The 16718-nt window shown below is 38.0% G+C and carries 18 protein-coding genes; 15 read left to right on the top strand and 3 right to left on the bottom strand.

Annotated features, from left to right (window positions below):
• Window positions 1-115: 115 nt before the first annotated feature.
• Window positions 116-3178 carry an efflux RND transporter permease subunit gene (locus tag HH219_RS08745; protein WP_054454661.1) on the bottom strand — a complete coding sequence of 1021 codons (3063 nt, stop codon included), beginning with the start codon at window positions 3176-3178 and terminating at the stop codon, window positions 116-118.
• Between the two features lies 1 nt (window position 3179).
• A complete protein-coding gene (locus HH219_RS08740; protein ID WP_169327187.1) occupies window positions 3180-4265 on the bottom strand; it encodes an efflux RND transporter periplasmic adaptor subunit in 1086 nt (361 codons plus the stop codon).
• Window positions 4266-4388: 123 nt separating this feature from the next.
• Between HH219_RS08740 and HH219_RS08735 the strand changes: the two genes are divergently transcribed.
• Together HH219_RS08735 and HH219_RS08730 are read left to right on the top strand one after the other, a co-directional pair.
• Window positions 4389-5282, top strand: a complete 894-nt coding sequence (locus HH219_RS08735; protein WP_054203788.1) for a LysR family transcriptional regulator — start codon at window positions 4389-4391, stop codon at window positions 5280-5282.
• Between the two features lies 1 nt (window position 5283).
• Window positions 5284-5589 (top strand): MGMT family protein, encoded by a 306-nt coding sequence (locus tag HH219_RS08730; protein WP_054203787.1) that lies wholly within the window; start codon window positions 5284-5286, stop codon window positions 5587-5589.
• Window position 5590: 1 nt separating this feature from the next.
• Here HH219_RS08730 and HH219_RS08725 read toward each other — a convergent pair whose 3' ends face one another.
• Window positions 5591-6226 carry a hemolysin III family protein gene (locus tag HH219_RS08725; protein WP_054454660.1) on the bottom strand — a complete coding sequence of 212 codons (636 nt, stop codon included), beginning with the start codon at window positions 6224-6226 and terminating at the stop codon, window positions 5591-5593.
• A 257-nt stretch (window positions 6227-6483) separates the two neighbouring features.
• On the opposite strand from HH219_RS08725, the gene HH219_RS08720 reads away from it, so the two are divergent.
• The 13 genes from HH219_RS08720 (at window position 6484) to HH219_RS08660 (ending at window position 16699) form a co-directional block, all read left to right on the top strand.
• Window positions 6484-6777, top strand: coding sequence for a hypothetical protein (locus HH219_RS08720; protein ID WP_169327186.1), 294 nt, complete (start codon window positions 6484-6486; stop codon window positions 6775-6777).
• Between the two features lie 206 nt (window positions 6778-6983).
• Window positions 6984-7562, top strand: a complete 579-nt coding sequence (locus tag HH219_RS08715; protein ID WP_054203784.1) for an LON peptidase substrate-binding domain-containing protein — start codon at window positions 6984-6986, stop codon at window positions 7560-7562.
• A gap of 66 nt (window positions 7563-7628) precedes the next feature.
• Entirely contained in the window at window positions 7629-8252 is a 624-nt protein-coding gene (locus tag HH219_RS08710) for a sigma-70 family RNA polymerase sigma factor (protein WP_169327185.1), read from the top strand.
• Window positions 8245-8904 (top strand): ChrR family anti-sigma-E factor, encoded by a 660-nt coding sequence (locus tag HH219_RS08705; protein ID WP_169327184.1) that lies wholly within the window; start codon window positions 8245-8247, stop codon window positions 8902-8904. The genes HH219_RS08710 and HH219_RS08705 overlap by 8 nt, the downstream gene beginning before the upstream one ends.
• A gap of 8 nt (window positions 8905-8912) precedes the next feature.
• Window positions 8913-9866, top strand: a complete 954-nt coding sequence (locus tag HH219_RS08700; protein WP_054203781.1) for a DUF523 and DUF1722 domain-containing protein — start codon at window positions 8913-8915, stop codon at window positions 9864-9866.
• Window positions 9866-11257, top strand: coding sequence for a deoxyribodipyrimidine photo-lyase (gene phrB, locus HH219_RS08695; RefSeq protein WP_169327183.1), 1392 nt, complete (start codon window positions 9866-9868; stop codon window positions 11255-11257). Before HH219_RS08700 ends, phrB begins: the two co-directional genes overlap by 1 nt.
• A gap of 17 nt (window positions 11258-11274) precedes the next feature.
• Complete coding sequence (locus tag HH219_RS08690; RefSeq protein WP_169327182.1) at window positions 11275-11706, top strand: nuclear transport factor 2 family protein; 432 nt, start codon at window positions 11275-11277, stop codon at window positions 11704-11706.
• Window positions 11703-12413, top strand: coding sequence for an SDR family NAD(P)-dependent oxidoreductase (locus tag HH219_RS08685; protein ID WP_169327181.1), 711 nt, complete (start codon window positions 11703-11705; stop codon window positions 12411-12413). The genes HH219_RS08690 and HH219_RS08685 overlap by 4 nt, the downstream gene beginning before the upstream one ends.
• Complete coding sequence (locus HH219_RS08680; RefSeq protein WP_169327180.1) at window positions 12410-13666, top strand: FAD-dependent oxidoreductase; 1257 nt, start codon at window positions 12410-12412, stop codon at window positions 13664-13666. The genes HH219_RS08685 and HH219_RS08680 overlap by 4 nt, the downstream gene beginning before the upstream one ends.
• Window positions 13659-14396: a DUF1365 domain-containing protein gene (locus HH219_RS08675; RefSeq protein ID WP_169327263.1), complete on the top strand. Its 738-nt coding sequence runs from the start codon at window positions 13659-13661 to the stop codon at window positions 14394-14396. The genes HH219_RS08680 and HH219_RS08675 overlap by 8 nt, the downstream gene beginning before the upstream one ends.
• A gap of 29 nt (window positions 14397-14425) precedes the next feature.
• Window positions 14426-15688 carry a cyclopropane-fatty-acyl-phospholipid synthase family protein gene (locus HH219_RS08670; RefSeq protein WP_054203775.1) on the top strand — a complete coding sequence of 421 codons (1263 nt, stop codon included), beginning with the start codon at window positions 14426-14428 and terminating at the stop codon, window positions 15686-15688.
• 28 nt (window positions 15689-15716) lie between these two features.
• Window positions 15717-16181 carry a DUF2878 domain-containing protein gene (locus HH219_RS08665; protein ID WP_249118481.1) on the top strand — a complete coding sequence of 155 codons (465 nt, stop codon included), beginning with the start codon at window positions 15717-15719 and terminating at the stop codon, window positions 16179-16181.
• Window positions 16182-16207: 26 nt separating this feature from the next.
• Window positions 16208-16699 carry a chalcone isomerase family protein gene (locus HH219_RS08660; RefSeq protein ID WP_169327178.1) on the top strand — a complete coding sequence of 164 codons (492 nt, stop codon included), beginning with the start codon at window positions 16208-16210 and terminating at the stop codon, window positions 16697-16699.
• The last annotated feature ends 19 nt before the right edge of the window (window positions 16700-16718 follow it).

Below are 16718 nucleotides of genomic sequence, written 5' to 3'. Positions count from 1 at the left end.
TGAGAATAAGTAAAAACCGAGCAAAGCTTCCGCGTCCTGCTTACCCCCTTACCGACATCCGTGTAGGTAACAAAGAGTTAATCCCCCCTAGGAAGAACCCTTTGGGCAGAGCCTATTATGCGTTTTTAGGTACTTCGATTTTAAACAGTAGAGTATAAAGTACGGGTACGACAATGAGTGTGAGTACAGTTGCAAATCCTAATCCGAACATGATTGTGACGGCCATAGATTGAAAAAATACGTCAAACAGTAAAGGGATCATACCTAAAATAGTTGTAATTGCAGCCATTGCAACAGGGCGGACACGGCTTACCCCAGAGTCAAACACCGCTTGGTATGGGTCTTTTCCACTGGCTAGCTCAAGGTTGATTTGATCAACTAATACAATGCCATTTTTTATTAACATCCCGCTTAAGCTTAATAAGCCTAATAAAGCCATAAAACTAAATGCGGCGTTCATTAATAATAGCCCCGCGCTTACACCAATAATTGCCAGCGGCACCGTTGCCCAAATCACGAGAGGCTGTTTAACCGAGTTAAATAGTAATACAGTCACTGCAAACATAGCTAAATAACCCAGTGGCAGCGAGCCAAATATTGCTTTTTGCGCTTTGCTGGATGACTCAAACTCTCCACCCCATTGTAACTCATAACCATGGGGTAATGTAATTGCTTCTATATCAGCACGAACCCGGGCGAATAGTTTAGCGGGGGTCTCGTCGCCAATAACGTCATGATCGGCCATAACAGTGATTGTACGCTTTCGGTCACGGCGCATTATTAAACTATCTTCCCACTCAACAATAAAATCATCGACTACTTGAGTAACCGGAACAAATACACCTAAAACAGGGCTGTAGATTTGTAAATCACGTAAGCTTTCAACATTGAGCCGTTCTTCAGCAGGTGAGCGGGCAATAATAGGCAATAGTTGCGTACCGTCTTTGTATACACCTACCTTTTTACCGGATAAACTGGTTAACAGTAATTGATCTAAATCTGTTTTTCCGATACCTAAACGACGTGCTTTTTGCTCGTTTAATTGAGGGCGGATTAATTTAGAGCGTTCACGCCAATCATCACGTACATTAAATGAACCTGCGTCACTACTTAATATGTCTTTAGCTTGTTTTGCTAATTGGCGTAATATGACAGGATCGGCCCCTGAAAAACGAGCTTCAATCTTTGCATCTGTTGAAGGGCCAATTTCCATGCGCTTTACTTTTAATTTAGCATCGAGAACATTATTGTATTCATAATCACGTACTTTTTTGATCATGGTAGCAACGGCTTCTCTATCTTTTACGCGAATAATCAATTGTCCGTATGCGGGATATGACTTTTCAGGTGCGTAAGTAAGCATAAAGCGCGGAGCACCTTGGCCGATGGTCGTTGTTACATCTTCAACGAGGGGATCTTTTTGTAAAAAGGCCTCAAGTTTTGCTACACCATCTAATGTAGTATGAATGTCAGCACCTTGAGCATGCCAGTAATCAACATAAAACATAGGCGTATTTGAAGCTGGAAAGAATGATTGCTTAATAAACTTAAACCCAAATATAGCGCTCATTAACAGCACGACCATAAGGAGTAATGTTGTTTTACGAAATCGCATCGAGTTACTTAGTAAGCTTTTATATAGGTTAAAGATCACTCCTTGATAAGGGTCATCATCGTGGCTATCTTCTTTAACTTCAGACTGCTTAAACATTAAGTCAGCGTAAAAAGGGGTTAACGTTATGGCGGTTATCCAGCTAAGTAATAGTGAAATTAACAACACCCAAAAAAGGCTTCCAGCAAACTCCCCACTGGCATCAGCGCTTAACCCAATAGGAGCAAATGCAGTGATGGCAATAACCGTGGCACCGAGCAGTGGCCACTTCGTTTGTTCTACAATGTTTACTGCCGCTTTAATTTTTGTTTGACCACGCTTTAGGTTTATCAAAATGCCTTCGGTCACAACGATTGCATTATCAACGAGCATGCCAAGCGCAATGATAAGTGCACCTAAAGAAATTCGCTGTAAGTCGATTGCAAATAGTTTCATAAAGATGAAAGTACCCAGAACCGTTAATAATAAAATAGCGCCAATTAACACACCACTTTTAATTCCCATAAAAACTAAAAGTACAACGATAACAATACCAATAGCTTCTAATAAGCTGATAATGAAGCCATCAACTGACTTTTCGACTTCCACGGGCTGGTTATATACGGTGTTAATTTCCATGCCATGGGGGCGTTGATACTCCATTGATGCTAAATGGGCTTTTATATTCTTACCAATATCGACAACATTAACACCAGTACTGAAAGATACGCCAACCAGTAACGTTTGCTGTTGGTTAAAGCGCATAATATTGTTAGGAAGTTCAGCGTACTCTCTATAAACCTTCGCTACGTCACCTAAATAAATTAGCTCGCTAGCACCTGGTTTTGAAATAAGTAAACTCTCAAGTTCTTTAACGTCTTTAAATTCACCTGTTGGGTGCAAGCGAATTGATTCGTCACCAACGCGGACTTTTCCTGCATTAGATACAGTATTTTGTGATTGTAATAATTGATAAATTCTATTTGGTGCTATACCTAACTGAGCGAGTTTTCGAGTTGAAATTTCAACCATTACTTGTGCTTGTTGTTCACCAGCAACAGTAACTTTACTTACACCATCGACGAGAACGAGTTCACGCTTTAAGTAATCAACATAATTTTTTAGCTCATCATAAGAGTAACCATCGCCTGTAACAGCATACATAACGCCATAGACATCACCAAAATCATCCATTACGGTACTTGGGTATACACCACTTGGTAAAGCGGAGGCTTGATCGTTTATTTTACGGCGTAATTCATCCCATATTTGTCGCAGGTCTTGTTTGCGGTAAGTACTTTTCATCTCAACCGTAATTTGTGATTTACCTGGGGAGGAAATACTAGTCACATAATCTACGTAAGGTAATTGTTGGATGGCGTTTTCAATAGGAAATGTAACTTCTTCTTCAACTTGTTGCGGTGATGCACCGGGGTACAGAGTAATAACCATCGCTTTTTTTAGTGTAAATTCAGGGTCTTCTAATTGCCCTAAGCCTAAATAAGAGACTGCCCCGCCAATTAAAAGCAGCAGTGCGAACATCCAGCTAATTACTTTTCTTTTTATGGTAAGTTCAGCTATGCTCATATTATAAGCCTCGCTCTTTTTGCCAAGGACGAACTTGCATACCTTCTTTTAAATAATGCACACCTGCTGCAACAACCTGTTGATCTTTTGTAACACCAGAAAGAACCTCTATTCCGCTCTTATGGAGTTGACCAACTTCTACTGCTTGTTTAGTTACTTTTTCGCTAACAGCGTCGTAAACCCATACGTAACTATTGTTGTTTGAAGATTCCGTTGGTTCTGAAAATACGGCTTCAACAGGCAATAATGCATACTGTGATTGAGAGTGAGTGATTTTACTTAAATCAATATCAACACGACCAGTCATGCCCGCGAGTAAATTGAAGTCTTTTGGTACAGGTAAAGAAAAAACCACTTTATATGACAGTGTAATAGGATCTGCCTGCGTATCAAATTCTTTGACTGTGAGTGTGTATGATTTATTTTGAAAACCATCAAATACCACACTAGGCTGATAGTTTGCGTCTTTATCTATACGTGCAATGAGTTTTTCAGGTACTTGAATAACGACGTCCATGAGATCGCGAGTCTCAAGGCGTAAAATATTTTGTTTCGCTTGGATATTTTCAAAGTTTTTAACAAATACTTTTGCCACAGTGCCGCTAAATGGCGCACGTAATTCACTATTATCTAAATTTGTTTGAGCTATTTTTAATGCAGATTCCGCCACCTGCTTATTAGCAAGTGCCTGATCAAGTTCAGATTGACTGGTAATTGATTTATCAAATAATTTTTTTATGCGGTCAAGTTGAGAGTGTGCTAATTCGTAGCGTGCTTTACGTTCTTCGTATTGTAACTGAAAATCTTCAGGGTCTAATTTAGCTAGTAATTGATCTTTTTCAACATGCTGCCCAGCCAGAACTGGAAACTTAAGTAACTCACCATTTACTCTAAATGCTAAATATGACCCTTGATTAGCCACAACTTCAGCAGGAAAACTTCGAATCGTTTCGTCAGAGTCACTACCAACCTTAAAAAGCTTAACGGGTCGAATTGTAGCTTGCTGATCGACTTGAATTGGATCTTCTTTGCAGGCAATTAAAGTGAGCATTAATGCTGAGAGTAAAAAGGCAGGCACCAGTTTCATTATCTTCTCCGTGTCATAAAACAATATATTACGTGCAGCATACGCCGCAAACATATAAAATAAAAATTATTAAATTTTAAAAAGATCATAAATAAAAATAATGATGTTTTGGTTGAAGTTATTATGAACCTAGTCCAATTAAAAATGCTCGACGCGATAGTGCGCACTCAAAGTTTATCGCAGGCTGCACTTGCGCTGCATAAATCCCAACCCGCTTTGACACTTGCAGTAAAAAAGCTTGAAAATGAAGTGGGTTTTGAATTACTTGACCGTAACTATTATCGTCTCCAATTGACCGAAAAAGGGCGTATTTTTCATCGAGAAGCAGCACTATTATTAGGTGCTGAGTCTCATTTAATGCAATTAGCCAACGAATTGGCACTAGGGAATGAAGCAAATTACAAAATTTGCTATGAGCAACTATGCCATCAACCGTTTTATAACGATATTATTTGTGATGCGTTTGTAAAGTATACAAGCACGGAGTTTAGTGTAACAAGCGGTAAGCGGTTTGCGTCTTTAGAGCAAGTAAATAAGGCACAAGTGGATTTGGGGATTGGTCCTTGGTTTGATTTATTTCATGCAACAGGAGATTTAGAGAGTCTACCTATTGGGAAGTTAGACATAGGCATTGTTAGTGCTAATGGGTTGTTACCAAATAAAGTTGACTATGAACAATTACAGCAGTACCCATGTTTAGCCATGTTTGAAAGTGATATGAGTTTTGATAGTGAACGTCTATCTTATTCGAAAGGGTCTGCGATGATGAAAATAGATGACGTTTCGACATTAAAGTCATTTTTATTATCAGGCGCAGGTTGGGCAATAATAAGCCTTGCTCATTGTCAAAATGAGTTAGATAGTGGTGCATTACAGCAAATAAACATAATCGATAGGGAGCACACTTTTAGTGCTCAAATTCGTGTTTTTAGACAAAACTCAACGCATCATGGGCCTGTTGCAAGGGCTATATGGCGTGATTTTAAACGCTTAAGTAAAGAATATTTAGGGAAATGATATGGAGTTAAGCAAAGAAGAAAAGATTTATACTGTGATGGCTAATATTCCATTAGGGAAAGTAGCCAGCTATGGTCAAGTTGCTGCAATGGCTGGGTTGCCTAGCAACGCACGGTTAGTAGGGCGTTTATTAAAACTGATGCCAAAAGATTCTACCATTCCATGGCATCGTGTTATCAATAGTCAGGGTAAAATTTCTTTCCCAGAAGGCTCTTCACAGTATATAACACAACACCAATTGCTCATCTGTGAGGGAGTGACGTTTAAAAATAACCGTGTAAATATGCGAATTTACCGCTGGCTTTAAATTAGCGCGTTAATAAATATCTACTAATTGAAATATAGTGACAAACGCAGCCTGCAATCACAAAAATATGCCAAATAGCATGGCTAAACTGTCGGTGTTTTGCGCTGTAAAAGAGTGTTCCTAAGCTATAGAATATGCCACCTGCAAGTAACCACCATAATGCATTAACGTCTACATTTAAGTACATAGGGTAGATGATTGCGACTGCAAACCAACCCATTAATAAGTATGTTGATAGTGAAACTTTTTTACTTTGGTTTTTGACTACTAGTTTATAAACGACTCCGCCAAGTGCTAAAGACCAAATAAATAATAGGGTGGCAACCGACCATATACCTTGTAGTGATAGCACTAAAAATGGGGTATAGGTTCCTGCAATGAGAATGTAAATAGCGCAGTGGTCACATTTTTTATAAAATGCGCGAACTTCACTCCTTGTACTTGCGTGATATAAAGTTGATGATAAAAAAAGTAGAAATAAACTTGTGCCGTAGATCCCCGCACTTATTATTTCTGCATAGTTTTGTGCTTTTGAAAGCAACTCCCACAACACATAAATTGAAAATAGAACGCCAGCCCCGTGAGACACGGTATTAAGTTGCTCTTCCTTTGGGGAATAAGCATGATCAATCGACATATAAAGCTCTAAAAATAATAATCAAAAACGAGTTTCAGTGTACAAGTGTACGCTGAGTTTGGCAATCTAAATTAATGCACTACTTTTTGGTTTTTTTGACTAAAATGATTGGTTAAAAATATCATGCAATGAATGGTGTATGAATTTTAATTTATTTATTTCTTTTTAAATCAGTGGTTTATTTTTTATTTTCTAGTTGGCACAACCTTTGATTAAGTAATAGCGACTAACTTAATAACACAACAGGGAATACCATTATGAAAAGCATTATTAAATCAGCAGTAGCAGCACTTTTAATTGTCGGTTCTACACATGCAAGTGCAAATGAAGGTGAGTTTGAGATTACACAAGTATTAACACAAAATATAGCAAGCTATATAAAGACGATGAATAAAGAATTAAGTAACTCACTGAAACAAAGCCTATCAATTAATTCACAGTTATTGATGACTGAAGCTGTAGAAAACACAAGCCGTACTCAGGGTTCAGATCTAGAAAAAATAGTAAAAACTGAGTTGGTAGCTGTTCAATCTCAATCAAATGAAGGGTAATCTAATGAGCAGTGAACTAGGATTATTAGCCTTAATGTTAGCACCTGTTTTCAGTTTATTAGGTGTATATGCATCGTTTGAGCTTATCCGTAATGTGGGGCAGTGGTTTAATATCTGTTAAGCAGGTATAACAACAGTAGGTGAATTGATCTTATTTACTGCAAGGCACGTAGAGTAATGCATAGTTAATTGATGTAGTAGGCCTTATGAAACGTGCAATCTTCCCATTACCTGTTTTTTTATTACCACATGGGTATACACGATTACGCATTTTTGAACAGCGTTACCTTGACATGGTCAAAGAGTCGCTCAAAAGTGGGAGTGGTTTTGTATTATGCCAATATGATATTGATTGTTACCTAAATACACCTACCCGCGGTTGCTTGGTTGAGATCGTCGATTTTACCTTAGATGAAGGAGGGGTTTTAGTTATTGACGTGGCGGCGATGTATGCTGTTGAGATAACAGATGTGGTTCAAGATAAAAATAAACTACGCTATGGTCAAACATCGAAGACGAAAGAACCAAATTGGTTCACAGAGCCCCACACTATTGAACGCAGTGATACATGTTTGGTGAGCGCACTAAAAGATTTATTTGCAGACAATAAGCAACTGCGTAATTTGTACCGAGAAACTCAATTTGATAACTTTAATTGGGTGATTGCCCGATGGCTTGAACTTCTTCCTATTTCAATAGATAAAAAACAACAGCTTGCGTATAAATCTGACTTTGCGAATATCCACACTTTCCTACATACTGTCATTAATAACGAATTTACCTAAATATATATGATCCATATGTTCTTCAGATGCGTATTGAAGAATAAGAACATTAAGGGGAATATAAAAATGGTGAGTCAACAACCGTCAATACGTTGTAAACCTAGAACAGGTAACTACACTGCCATGCCAGATACACCAAGCAAAGAACTTGCTGATGCTCTATTCGCCGTTGCTACTAAAAGAGACAAAAAAGCATTTTCTTATTTATTCGCGTATTTTTCACCAAAAATTAAACGTTTCGGTATAAAACAGTTTAATTCTGAAGCACAAGCTATGGAACTTGTACAGGAAACACTCACTTCAGTATGGCGAAAAGCTCACTTATATAACAACGACAAGGGCGCTGCGACAACGTGGATTTACACTGTTATGCGAAATGCCTCCTTTGATATGCTTCGTAAAATGAAAAGTAACAAAGAGGATAATATCAGTGAAGATATTTGGCCTTTAGTTGAGCAAAATGAAAATGATGCCCATGAGTTTAGTGATCACCTCGAAGATAAGCAGATAAAGAGTTATCTTGATAAATTGCCACAAGCCCAAAGAGATGTTGTACGTGGCGTTTATTTTCAGGACATGTCACAAGAGCAACTTGCAGAGCAACTGAATATTCCAGTTGGAACAGTTAAATCTCGTTTGCGTTTAGCTTTACAAAAGTTACGAAATGAGATGGGAGATAAAAATGATTAAACACCATCCAACTGATGCTTTATTAACTCAGTATTGTAACGGAACATTACCTGCTAGTTTAAGTGTTGCTGTGTCTATCCATATTGATATGTGCTCTTGTTGTAAAGACAAGGTTGAAGCTATTGAAGCGAGTAATGCGAGCGAAGCATTTATTAACAACCAAGAAGATTTTTCCGAACAAATAGATTTAGAAGATGCAGGTCTATTAGAATCTATCATGCTAGATGATGGCATTGATGAAGTGTATGAAGTTAAAAAGCAGGAAGTTTCTGTAAATGAACAATCATATGAGCTACCACGTGCGTTGTCTCGAATTGCTCATAGTAAGTTTATGCAAATGGGCAAACTTTCTAGATCACGTATAGCGTTAGATGATGGCGCTCTTAGATCAAGTTTACTTCATATTGCTGCTGGTGGCGAAATACCAGAGCATACTCACACAGGCTTTGAATTAACTTTATTGCTTGCCGGTGAATTTAGTGATGAATCAGGAGATTATGTTGCAGGAGATTTTATGCTTCTAGATGGTCAGCATCAGCATACACCGGTAACAGAAAATGGCTGTTTATGTTACACAGTTGTCAGTAGTGCTCTACACTTTAATAAAGGTTTGAGTAAACTACTTAATCCAATCGGCAACTTGATCTATTAAGGAAATACATGCAGCAATCGACAATTAAGATAGGAATAAGCGCCTGTCTTGCTGGTGAAAAAGTCCGCTTTGATAGCGGACATAAAAAATCAAATTTTTGTATGGACGAGTTATCTAAACACGTTGAATATACTCGTTTTTGCCCTGAGGTAGCTGTAGGGCTTCCCATACCTAGGCCTACAATCAGGCAAGTTCGAGTTGGTGACACAATAAAAGTATGTCGCCCAGATGGCACAGGAGATGTTGGGCCTAAGTTAACCGAATATGGTAAAAGAATTGCAACAGAGCAGGCTAGTCAATTGAGTGGGTTTGTTTTTTGTGCGAAAAGTCCGAGCTGTGGTATGGAACGGATTAAAATTTACAATGAGGCTGGTACCGGCAATACATCTGAAGGCGTCGGCTTTTTTGCTGAACAAATTATGTTGCATAACCCGCTGCTTCCTTGTGAAGAAAACGGCAGGTTAAATGATATGCACTTACGGGAAAACTTCGTAATGCGAGTTTATACTTACAAAAATTGGCAAATTTTACGAGAGCAGCCAGTAAGTGTACATCGTTTAACTCAGTTCCACTCCCAATACAAGTACTTACTAATGGCTCATAATTACCAAGCTTATAAAGACTTAGGTAACTTACTTGGTACTTTTGATGGTGCAGATAGTGAATCACTTGCAGATTCCTATATTTCGGGGCTAATGGCTGCATTAAAGAGGCCTGCATCACGCAAAAATAACAGTAATACTCTTATGCATTTGCAAGGCTATTTTAAAAAGGTACTTTGTAAAGTTGAAAAACAAGAACTTAGAGATGCGATTGATGAATACAGAGAAGGACTCGTGCCTTTATATGTGCCTTTAACATTAGTAAAGCACCATTTAAAAGTTCACCCTAATGAGTATCTTGATAAGCAAGTTTATTTCAATCCTTATCCTCATGATTTAAAGTTGAGATACGGTATCTAATGAAGACAGTTTTTTGGTTTAGGCGCGATTTGCGCCTTTTTAATAATCTAGCATTATACGATGCGATTGAAAGTGGTTGTAAAAATGCCATTTTTTTTATTACCCCCACGCAATGGCGCCAGCATAATGTTGCACCTATCCAAATAGATTTGATAAAACGTAGAGTTGTATTTCTAGGTGATTTGTTGGCTAAACATGGCATCAAATTACATGTAATTGATGCAGGAACTTACAACGAATGTGTTTTACTTTTAGATGGTTTTTGCTCGGCTCATAAGATCACACAAGTTTTTGCTAATAAAGAATATGAATATAATGAGCAGCAGCGAGACGCCGATTTTATTTCAAGGGCAGACAAACATCAGATAAGATGCACTTTTTACGATGGCGACGTAATTGCCCCGCCTGGTACAGTTGTAACTAAAACAGGTGAAATGTATAAAGTTTTTACACCTTTCAAAAATACATGGCTGAAACTACATCAAGATACACATTTTCATTTTCGTCAATTTCCCCAGTGCTTTGCAGAAATAATTTGGCAACCACCAGCATCACTCGAGAGTGACAATAGCTCTGAAAAATGGCCTGTTGATGATGCCTCCCTCAGTGGTGTTATTGCGCGTTTTATTGATAAAAAATTGGTTAGTTACAAAGACACTCGTGATTTTCCTAGCATAAAAGGAACATCGGGGATCAGTCCATATTTGGCACTGGGTATTGTAAGCGTTCATCAACTTGTCGCGCTTGTTCAACAACAACATGTAGATGTATTGACTAGTGCAAAAAGTAACTTATTCACTTGGGTTAATGAGTTGGTATGGCGAGAGTTTTATCGCCATTTGATTGTTGCTTTTCCAGATTTAAATAAATATAAAAACTTTAATGAAAAGTACGATGCAGTTAAGTGGCGAGCAGACGATAACGATTTTACAGCGTGGTGTGAAGGGCGAACTGGCTATCCGCTTGTCGATGCTGCAATGCGCCAGTTATTAGAAACAGGCTGGATGCATAATCGTTTGCGAATGGTTGTTGCGAGCTTTTTAACTAAACACCTTTTAATTGATTGGCGAAAGGGTGAGCGCTTTTTCATGACACACCTAATAGATGGCGATCTAGCATCTAATAATGGTGGTTGGCAATGGGCAGCGAGTACAGGGTGTGATGCGCAACCATACTTTCGGATCTTTAACCCAATTACTCAAAGCGAAAGATTTGATCCAAAGGGGGAATTTATTCGTAAGTATATACCTGAACTGGAAAATGTGCCGGATAAACAGATTCATTTTCCGCATGAATATTTAGCGAAGATGAATAAGAAAGAGGTATATTGGCCAGCTGTTGTTGATCACAAAGCCGCACGTGAAAGGGCTTTAAACGCTTTCAAGGTATAATTGTTTTAAGGTATAAAATGCGCGAACAAAAAATTGAGAATTTTGTCAATATTTATCAACAGCTAAGTAAAGATAGCCTACATTTACTTGACGATATTTATCATCCATCAATCTGTTTTTCAGACCCATTGCATACTGTTAATGGTTTAGATGATCTTCACAGTTACTTCGCCGATTTATACAGTAATGTAACTGAATGTCGGTTTGATATTTCAAGCTTTCATAGCGTAGATGATAACGCTTTTTTATATTGGACTATGTACTATCGTCACCCTAAATTAGCATCGCACAAAGAAATCGCTGTTCAGGGTCATAGTCATCTGGTTTTCGATGGGAACAAAATAAAATTGCACCGAGATTACTTTGATGTAGGTGAGCTATTATACCAACAAATCCCATTAATAGGCCCTGTTATTAAACTTATCAATAAGCGAGCGACACAATCATGATTACACTCATTACAGGTGCGACTTCTGGTATTGGTGAGGAGCTTGCAAAGCAATATGCTGCTCTAGGTGATCGCGTTATTGCTTGTGGTCGCAATGAGGAAAAATTAGCTCAATTGTCAGGTTATAACTACATTGAGGCATGTAAATTTGATGCTACCGATGTTGATGCAGTGAAACAGGCTACAGCTCATTACGAACAGTTTGACCGTGTCATATTAAATGCCGGAAATTGTGAATATATTAATGATGCTCGAAACTTCGACAGCGCTTTATTTGCGCGTGTCGTTACAACAAATCTACTCTCAATGGGTTATTGCCTTGATGCCTTATTACCAAAAATAAAGTCAGGTGGGCAATTAGTTATAGTCAGTTCAAGTGTTACTTATCTACCACTACCTCGCTCTGAGGCATATGGAGCTTCAAAAGCGGGAGTAAGTTATTTAGCAAAAAGCCTTGCTGTTGATTTAACTGATGTCGATGTATCGCTCGTTCATCCAGGCTTCGTTAAAACCCCACTTACACAGAAGAACGATTTTCCGATGCCTATGGCAGTTACGGCAGAAAAAGCGGCCGATTATATTATTAAAGGCGTTTGCAAACGCCGTAAGGAAATTCATTTTCCGTATCGATTTACTTTAATCTTAAAGTGTTTACGCGTGCTGCCACTCCCTCTGTGGTTAAAGCTTGCAAAAGGATTATCACGTTGAAAAAAATAGCAATAATAGGTTCCGGCGTATCCGGTTTAAGTTGTGCTCATTTGTTACATAAACAGTACGATATCACCGTTTTTGAGAAAAATAATTATATTGGTGGGCATACTGCAACAGTAGATGTTGATGTTAATGGTAAAAATTACGCCATAGATACCGGTTTCATCGTATTTAATGACCGTACATATCATTACTTTGAAAAACTATTAAAGCGTATTGGCATAGAGCGAAAGCCGACTGAAATGAGTTTCAGTGTTCATAATGAAGAAACAGGCTTTGAATACAATGGCCACACGTTTACCAGCCTATTTGCTCAAAAACGAAATATTTTTCGTCCTCGTTTTTGGAAACTACTGGCTGATATCGTCCGCTTTAATAAATTATGCAAGGTTCTACACCATGACAATAAATACACGCAGGGTCAAACTCTGGGCAATTTATTAGATGAGCACGGATTTAATGATTTTTTTCGTTATCATTATATCTTGCCTATGGGCGCAGCGATTTGGTCTACCAGCATAAAAGAAATGAGCGGCGTAGGCGTTGAATTTTTTGTAAAGTTCTTTTTTAATCATGGGCTTCTTGATATTACTAATCGCCCTCAATGGTACGTAATACCGGGTGGTTCCAGAGAATACATAGCGCCGTTAATAAAAGGTTTTGCTGATAATATAAAGTTAAATAGCGATATAAAGTCAGTGGTAAGGAGGGACCTAGGTGTAACGCTTTCTTTTGCCGATGGTCACAGTGAAGAGTTTGATAAAGTAGTATTTGCATGCCATTCAGATCAAGCTCTTAAATTATTGGATTCGCCTACAGATGATGAGAAAAAGGTGCTAGGTGCTATTCCTTACACTGAAAACTCAGTTATATTACATACAGATACGCGACTATTGCCAAAGCGTAAAGCGGCTTGGGCAAGCTGGAATTACCTACTCAATGATAATGTAGATAAAGCTGCTGTTGTGACATATCAAATGAATATTTTGCAGGGAATTAAAAGTGACACACAGTTTTGTGTGACACTTAATCACAAGCAAGGTATTGATAAAGAAAAAATACTTCGTGAATTTACCTATTATCATCCTGTATTTAATAAGGCGTCAATTGCAGCCCAGCGGCAAAAAAAATTAGTTGATGGCGAAAATAATAGCTATTTTTGCGGCGCTTATTGGTATAACGGATTTCATGAAGACGGCGTTAAAAGTGCGGTAGATGTAGCGCGTCAGCTTGGTGTTGAGTTTGACTAGCGCGGTGTATATTGGTGATATAAAACATCGCCGATTTGCTGTTAAATCCCATTATTTTAAACACCCCATCTATATGATGTGGGTGGACCTTATTGATCCTGAATCACTCAATAATATACATAAAGGGTTGGGCACTAAAGGGTTTAAAGCGCTTAAGTTTAATCAAGCAGATTATCTTAATCAAGACGAAAATATACATGAAACTATCTCCGATCGTGCATTTAAAAAAATAGCCGAGTTTGGGGTTTCAGATATATTTGAAAACGTATACATGCTTGGTCAGTTACGGTGTTTTGGTCTTTACTTTAGTCCGGTTAACTTTTTCTTTTATCAAAGCAAGTCCGGTGATTTCACGCATATGGTCGCAGAGGTAAGTAATACTCCTTGGAATGAGCGGCATTATTATTTAGTACCAATAGAAAAAAAAGTGAACTTTAAGAAGGTTTTTTCCGTATCACCTTTCATGGATTTAGATATGAACTACCATTGGAATACGCGTTTTAAGAACGATAATGCAATGATTCATATAGAAAACAAAAAAGATGGCACTGTATTGTTTGATGCGACGCTTAGATTAAAACGCCAATCATTGAACAATGAGAGTGTATCTGCACTTTTAAAGCAATTTCCAGCAATGACGTGGAGTATTTTCAAAGGGATATACGTCCATGCTTTTAAATTATTTTGTAAACGAGTGCCATTTATTGGGCACTCAGGTAAAGGCAGCTAATCTGCATTAGTAAGAATTTAGGTGATGTTATGGAAAAAGTATCCAGTTTAGAGACTGTGCAATCGAGTGATTGGCTGATAAAAATATATAAAAAACTTGTCTTCGGTGCCTTTAATAGTCTAAAAACCGGGCATGTAATTTTGTTAGAAGGTAACAATGTAACTCATTTTGGTGATAAAAAAAGCGAACTCAATGTAAAGCTTACAGTTCACAGTAATGCTATGTACAAGTCCTTCGCTTTATCAGGCAGTGTAGGTGCGGGTGAATCATATATCCTTGGTCATTGGGATTGTGATGATTTAACCAAATTAATTGAAATATTTGCCATTAATCAAAATGAGCTCGATGCATTTGAGAAGAAATTTGCATTTTTCAGTAATATTTACTTTCGATTAAATCATTTTAAGAACAAAAACTCAGAGCACGGTTCAAAAAAGAATATTGTTGCTCATTACGATCTTGGTAATGAGCTTTATTCATCGTTTTTAAGCACTGAAATGTTGTACTCAAGTGCAGTTTATCCATCAAAAAGCGCTTCTTTAGAAGATGCACAAAAACATAAACTCGATTTAATTTGTCAGCAAATAGATTTACAGCCAGGCGAAAAAGTAGTTGAAATTGGAACCGGCTGGGGAGCATTTGCAATACATGCAGTAACGCATTATGGCTGTCATGTTACAACCACGACAATTTCAGATGAACAATACTCATACGTAGCACAAAAAGTAGCTGAGCTAGGTTTAGAGGACAAAATAACGTTGCTTAAAAAAGACTATCGCTTACTTGAAGGGCGATATGACAAGCTTGTTTCCATAGAGATGATCGAGGCTGTAGGGCATGAATATTTACCGAGTTTTTTCAAAAAGTGCAATGAATTATTGAAAGAGTCTGGTGCGATGCTAATTCAAGCAATAACTATTGCCGATCAACGTTACAAGCACTATTTAAAAAATTCTGATTTCATACAGCAGTATATATTCCCTGGTGGATGCTTACCGTGTATTGATGAAATGAATAAACAAATAAAGCAGCAGTCCGACATGGTAGTCCATAGCATAAAGGACATAGGAGTCCATTACGCGAGAACATTAGCAGATTGGCGTTCTCGCTTTGTCGCAAGTTGGCCTGAAATTGATAAAACTAAGTTTGATCAGCGCTTTTATCGTCTTTGGCTTTTCTATTTAGCCTATTGTGAAGGGGCTTTTCGCACCAGAGCAACCAGCACTGTTCATTTAGTGGCACGTAAACCTCGCTTTAGCCATTCAAGAGACGACATTGCGCTCGGTTATTAATTTTGCATTGTTTCAAGGTGTTTGGTTTATGGCCTTACTCCTTGAAACTAGAGCAATAATTCCAATACTCTGTGTAATTGGTCTAATGGTTTATCTGTCTAAACAGAAAAAACAAGATTTAATACTGATCACATTTGGCTTAGTTATAGCGCTAACATACGAGTATTTAATGGTTTTATCAGGGATGTTGTATTTTAAACAGTCACCTTTCCCGTTTTGGCTTGTATTATTGTGGTGTGCATTATTACTGACTTTGAATACCTCAATGCAGTTTTTAAATAAGCTCCCTTGGTTTTTTTCTTTATTGGTTTGTGCCATTAGCGCACCTGCAAGTTATTGGGCGGGTGCTCGTTTTGGTGTTATTACCATTGCTGTACCATTATTGCAGTTTTGGCTTGTTTACGGGGTGGCTTGGTCATGTATGTTCAATCTCATTATGTATTTGAACAAACGCTTTGCTCAAAACAGCAATCAAAGCTCACCAAAAATTTAACCTTCACTATTAAATTAAAGGTATTCATGAACCGTTTTATAGCTAATACAATCTGTGCGGTGTGCTTAGCCTTTGTTGGTCAATGCGTTTCGGCTGATTTTAAAACCGTCGGAACGTCTCGTTTTGAGTACATTTTTTGGGATGTTTATGACGCTACTTTGGCAACGACTACAGGGCAGTACGAGTTTCCTCAGCACCCGACTAAATTATCACTTACTTATCTTCGCGATTTTGCTGCAAAAGACATTGTCAAAGCAACCAACGAGCAGTGGCAGTACCTAGGAAAAAACCAACTGGTTAAAAAGTATGATGATAAGTTATTGGCAATCTGGCCTGACATAAAAGAAGGCGAGACACTTACTTTTATTACGACTGAAACAGGTGTAGGTACTTTTTATCATCAAAATAAAGAGCTAGGCTCGATCAAGGATGTTAATTTTGCGGATGACTTCCTCTCTATATGGCTATCTGAAAACACATCTGAGCCTAAAATGCGCAAGCAATTACTGGGTCGTTAAATACAATTACCATTTGTTA

The organism is Pseudoalteromonas sp. NEC-BIFX-2020_015 (assembly GCF_012952265.1).
Lineage (GTDB): Bacteria > Pseudomonadota > Gammaproteobacteria > Enterobacterales > Alteromonadaceae > Pseudoalteromonas > Pseudoalteromonas neustonica.
This window is presented reverse-complemented; position numbering and strand designations above follow the sequence as displayed.

What these genes read in the sequence shown, in the direction of transcription:
- HH219_RS08700 (WP_054203781.1), top strand. Translation starts at nt 8,913, where the DNA reads ATGCAGCAATCGACAATTAAGATAGGAATAAGCGCCTGTCTTGCTGGT.
- HH219_RS08685 (WP_169327181.1), top strand. Translation starts at nt 11,703, where the DNA reads ATGATTACACTCATTACAGGTGCGACTTCTGGTATTGGTGAGGAGCTT.
- HH219_RS08710 (WP_169327185.1), top strand. Translation starts at nt 7,629, where the DNA reads ATGGTGAGTCAACAACCGTCAATACGTTGTAAACCTAGAACAGGTAAC.
- HH219_RS08745 (WP_054454661.1), bottom strand. Translation starts at nt 3,178, where the DNA reads ATGAGCATAGCTGAACTTACCATAAAAAGAAAAGTAATTAGCTGGATG.
- HH219_RS08665 (WP_249118481.1), top strand. Translation starts at nt 15,717, where the DNA reads ATGGCCTTACTCCTTGAAACTAGAGCAATAATTCCAATACTCTGTGTA.
- HH219_RS08670 (WP_054203775.1), top strand. Translation starts at nt 14,426, where the DNA reads ATGGAAAAAGTATCCAGTTTAGAGACTGTGCAATCGAGTGATTGGCTG.
- HH219_RS08735 (WP_054203788.1), top strand. Translation starts at nt 4,389, where the DNA reads ATGAACCTAGTCCAATTAAAAATGCTCGACGCGATAGTGCGCACTCAA.
- HH219_RS08720 (WP_169327186.1), top strand. Translation starts at nt 6,484, where the DNA reads ATGAAAAGCATTATTAAATCAGCAGTAGCAGCACTTTTAATTGTCGGT.
- HH219_RS08705 (WP_169327184.1), top strand. Translation starts at nt 8,245, where the DNA reads ATGATTAAACACCATCCAACTGATGCTTTATTAACTCAGTATTGTAAC.
- HH219_RS08660 (WP_169327178.1), top strand. Translation starts at nt 16,208, where the DNA reads ATGAACCGTTTTATAGCTAATACAATCTGTGCGGTGTGCTTAGCCTTT.
- HH219_RS08725 (WP_054454660.1), bottom strand. Translation starts at nt 6,226, where the DNA reads ATGTCGATTGATCATGCTTATTCCCCAAAGGAAGAGCAACTTAATACC.
- HH219_RS08715 (WP_054203784.1), top strand. Translation starts at nt 6,984, where the DNA reads ATGAAACGTGCAATCTTCCCATTACCTGTTTTTTTATTACCACATGGG.
- HH219_RS08730 (WP_054203787.1), top strand. Translation starts at nt 5,284, where the DNA reads ATGGAGTTAAGCAAAGAAGAAAAGATTTATACTGTGATGGCTAATATT.
- phrB (WP_169327183.1), top strand. Translation starts at nt 9,866, where the DNA reads ATGAAGACAGTTTTTTGGTTTAGGCGCGATTTGCGCCTTTTTAATAAT.
- HH219_RS08690 (WP_169327182.1), top strand. Translation starts at nt 11,275, where the DNA reads ATGCGCGAACAAAAAATTGAGAATTTTGTCAATATTTATCAACAGCTA.
- HH219_RS08740 (WP_169327187.1), bottom strand. Translation starts at nt 4,265, where the DNA reads ATGAAACTGGTGCCTGCCTTTTTACTCTCAGCATTAATGCTCACTTTA.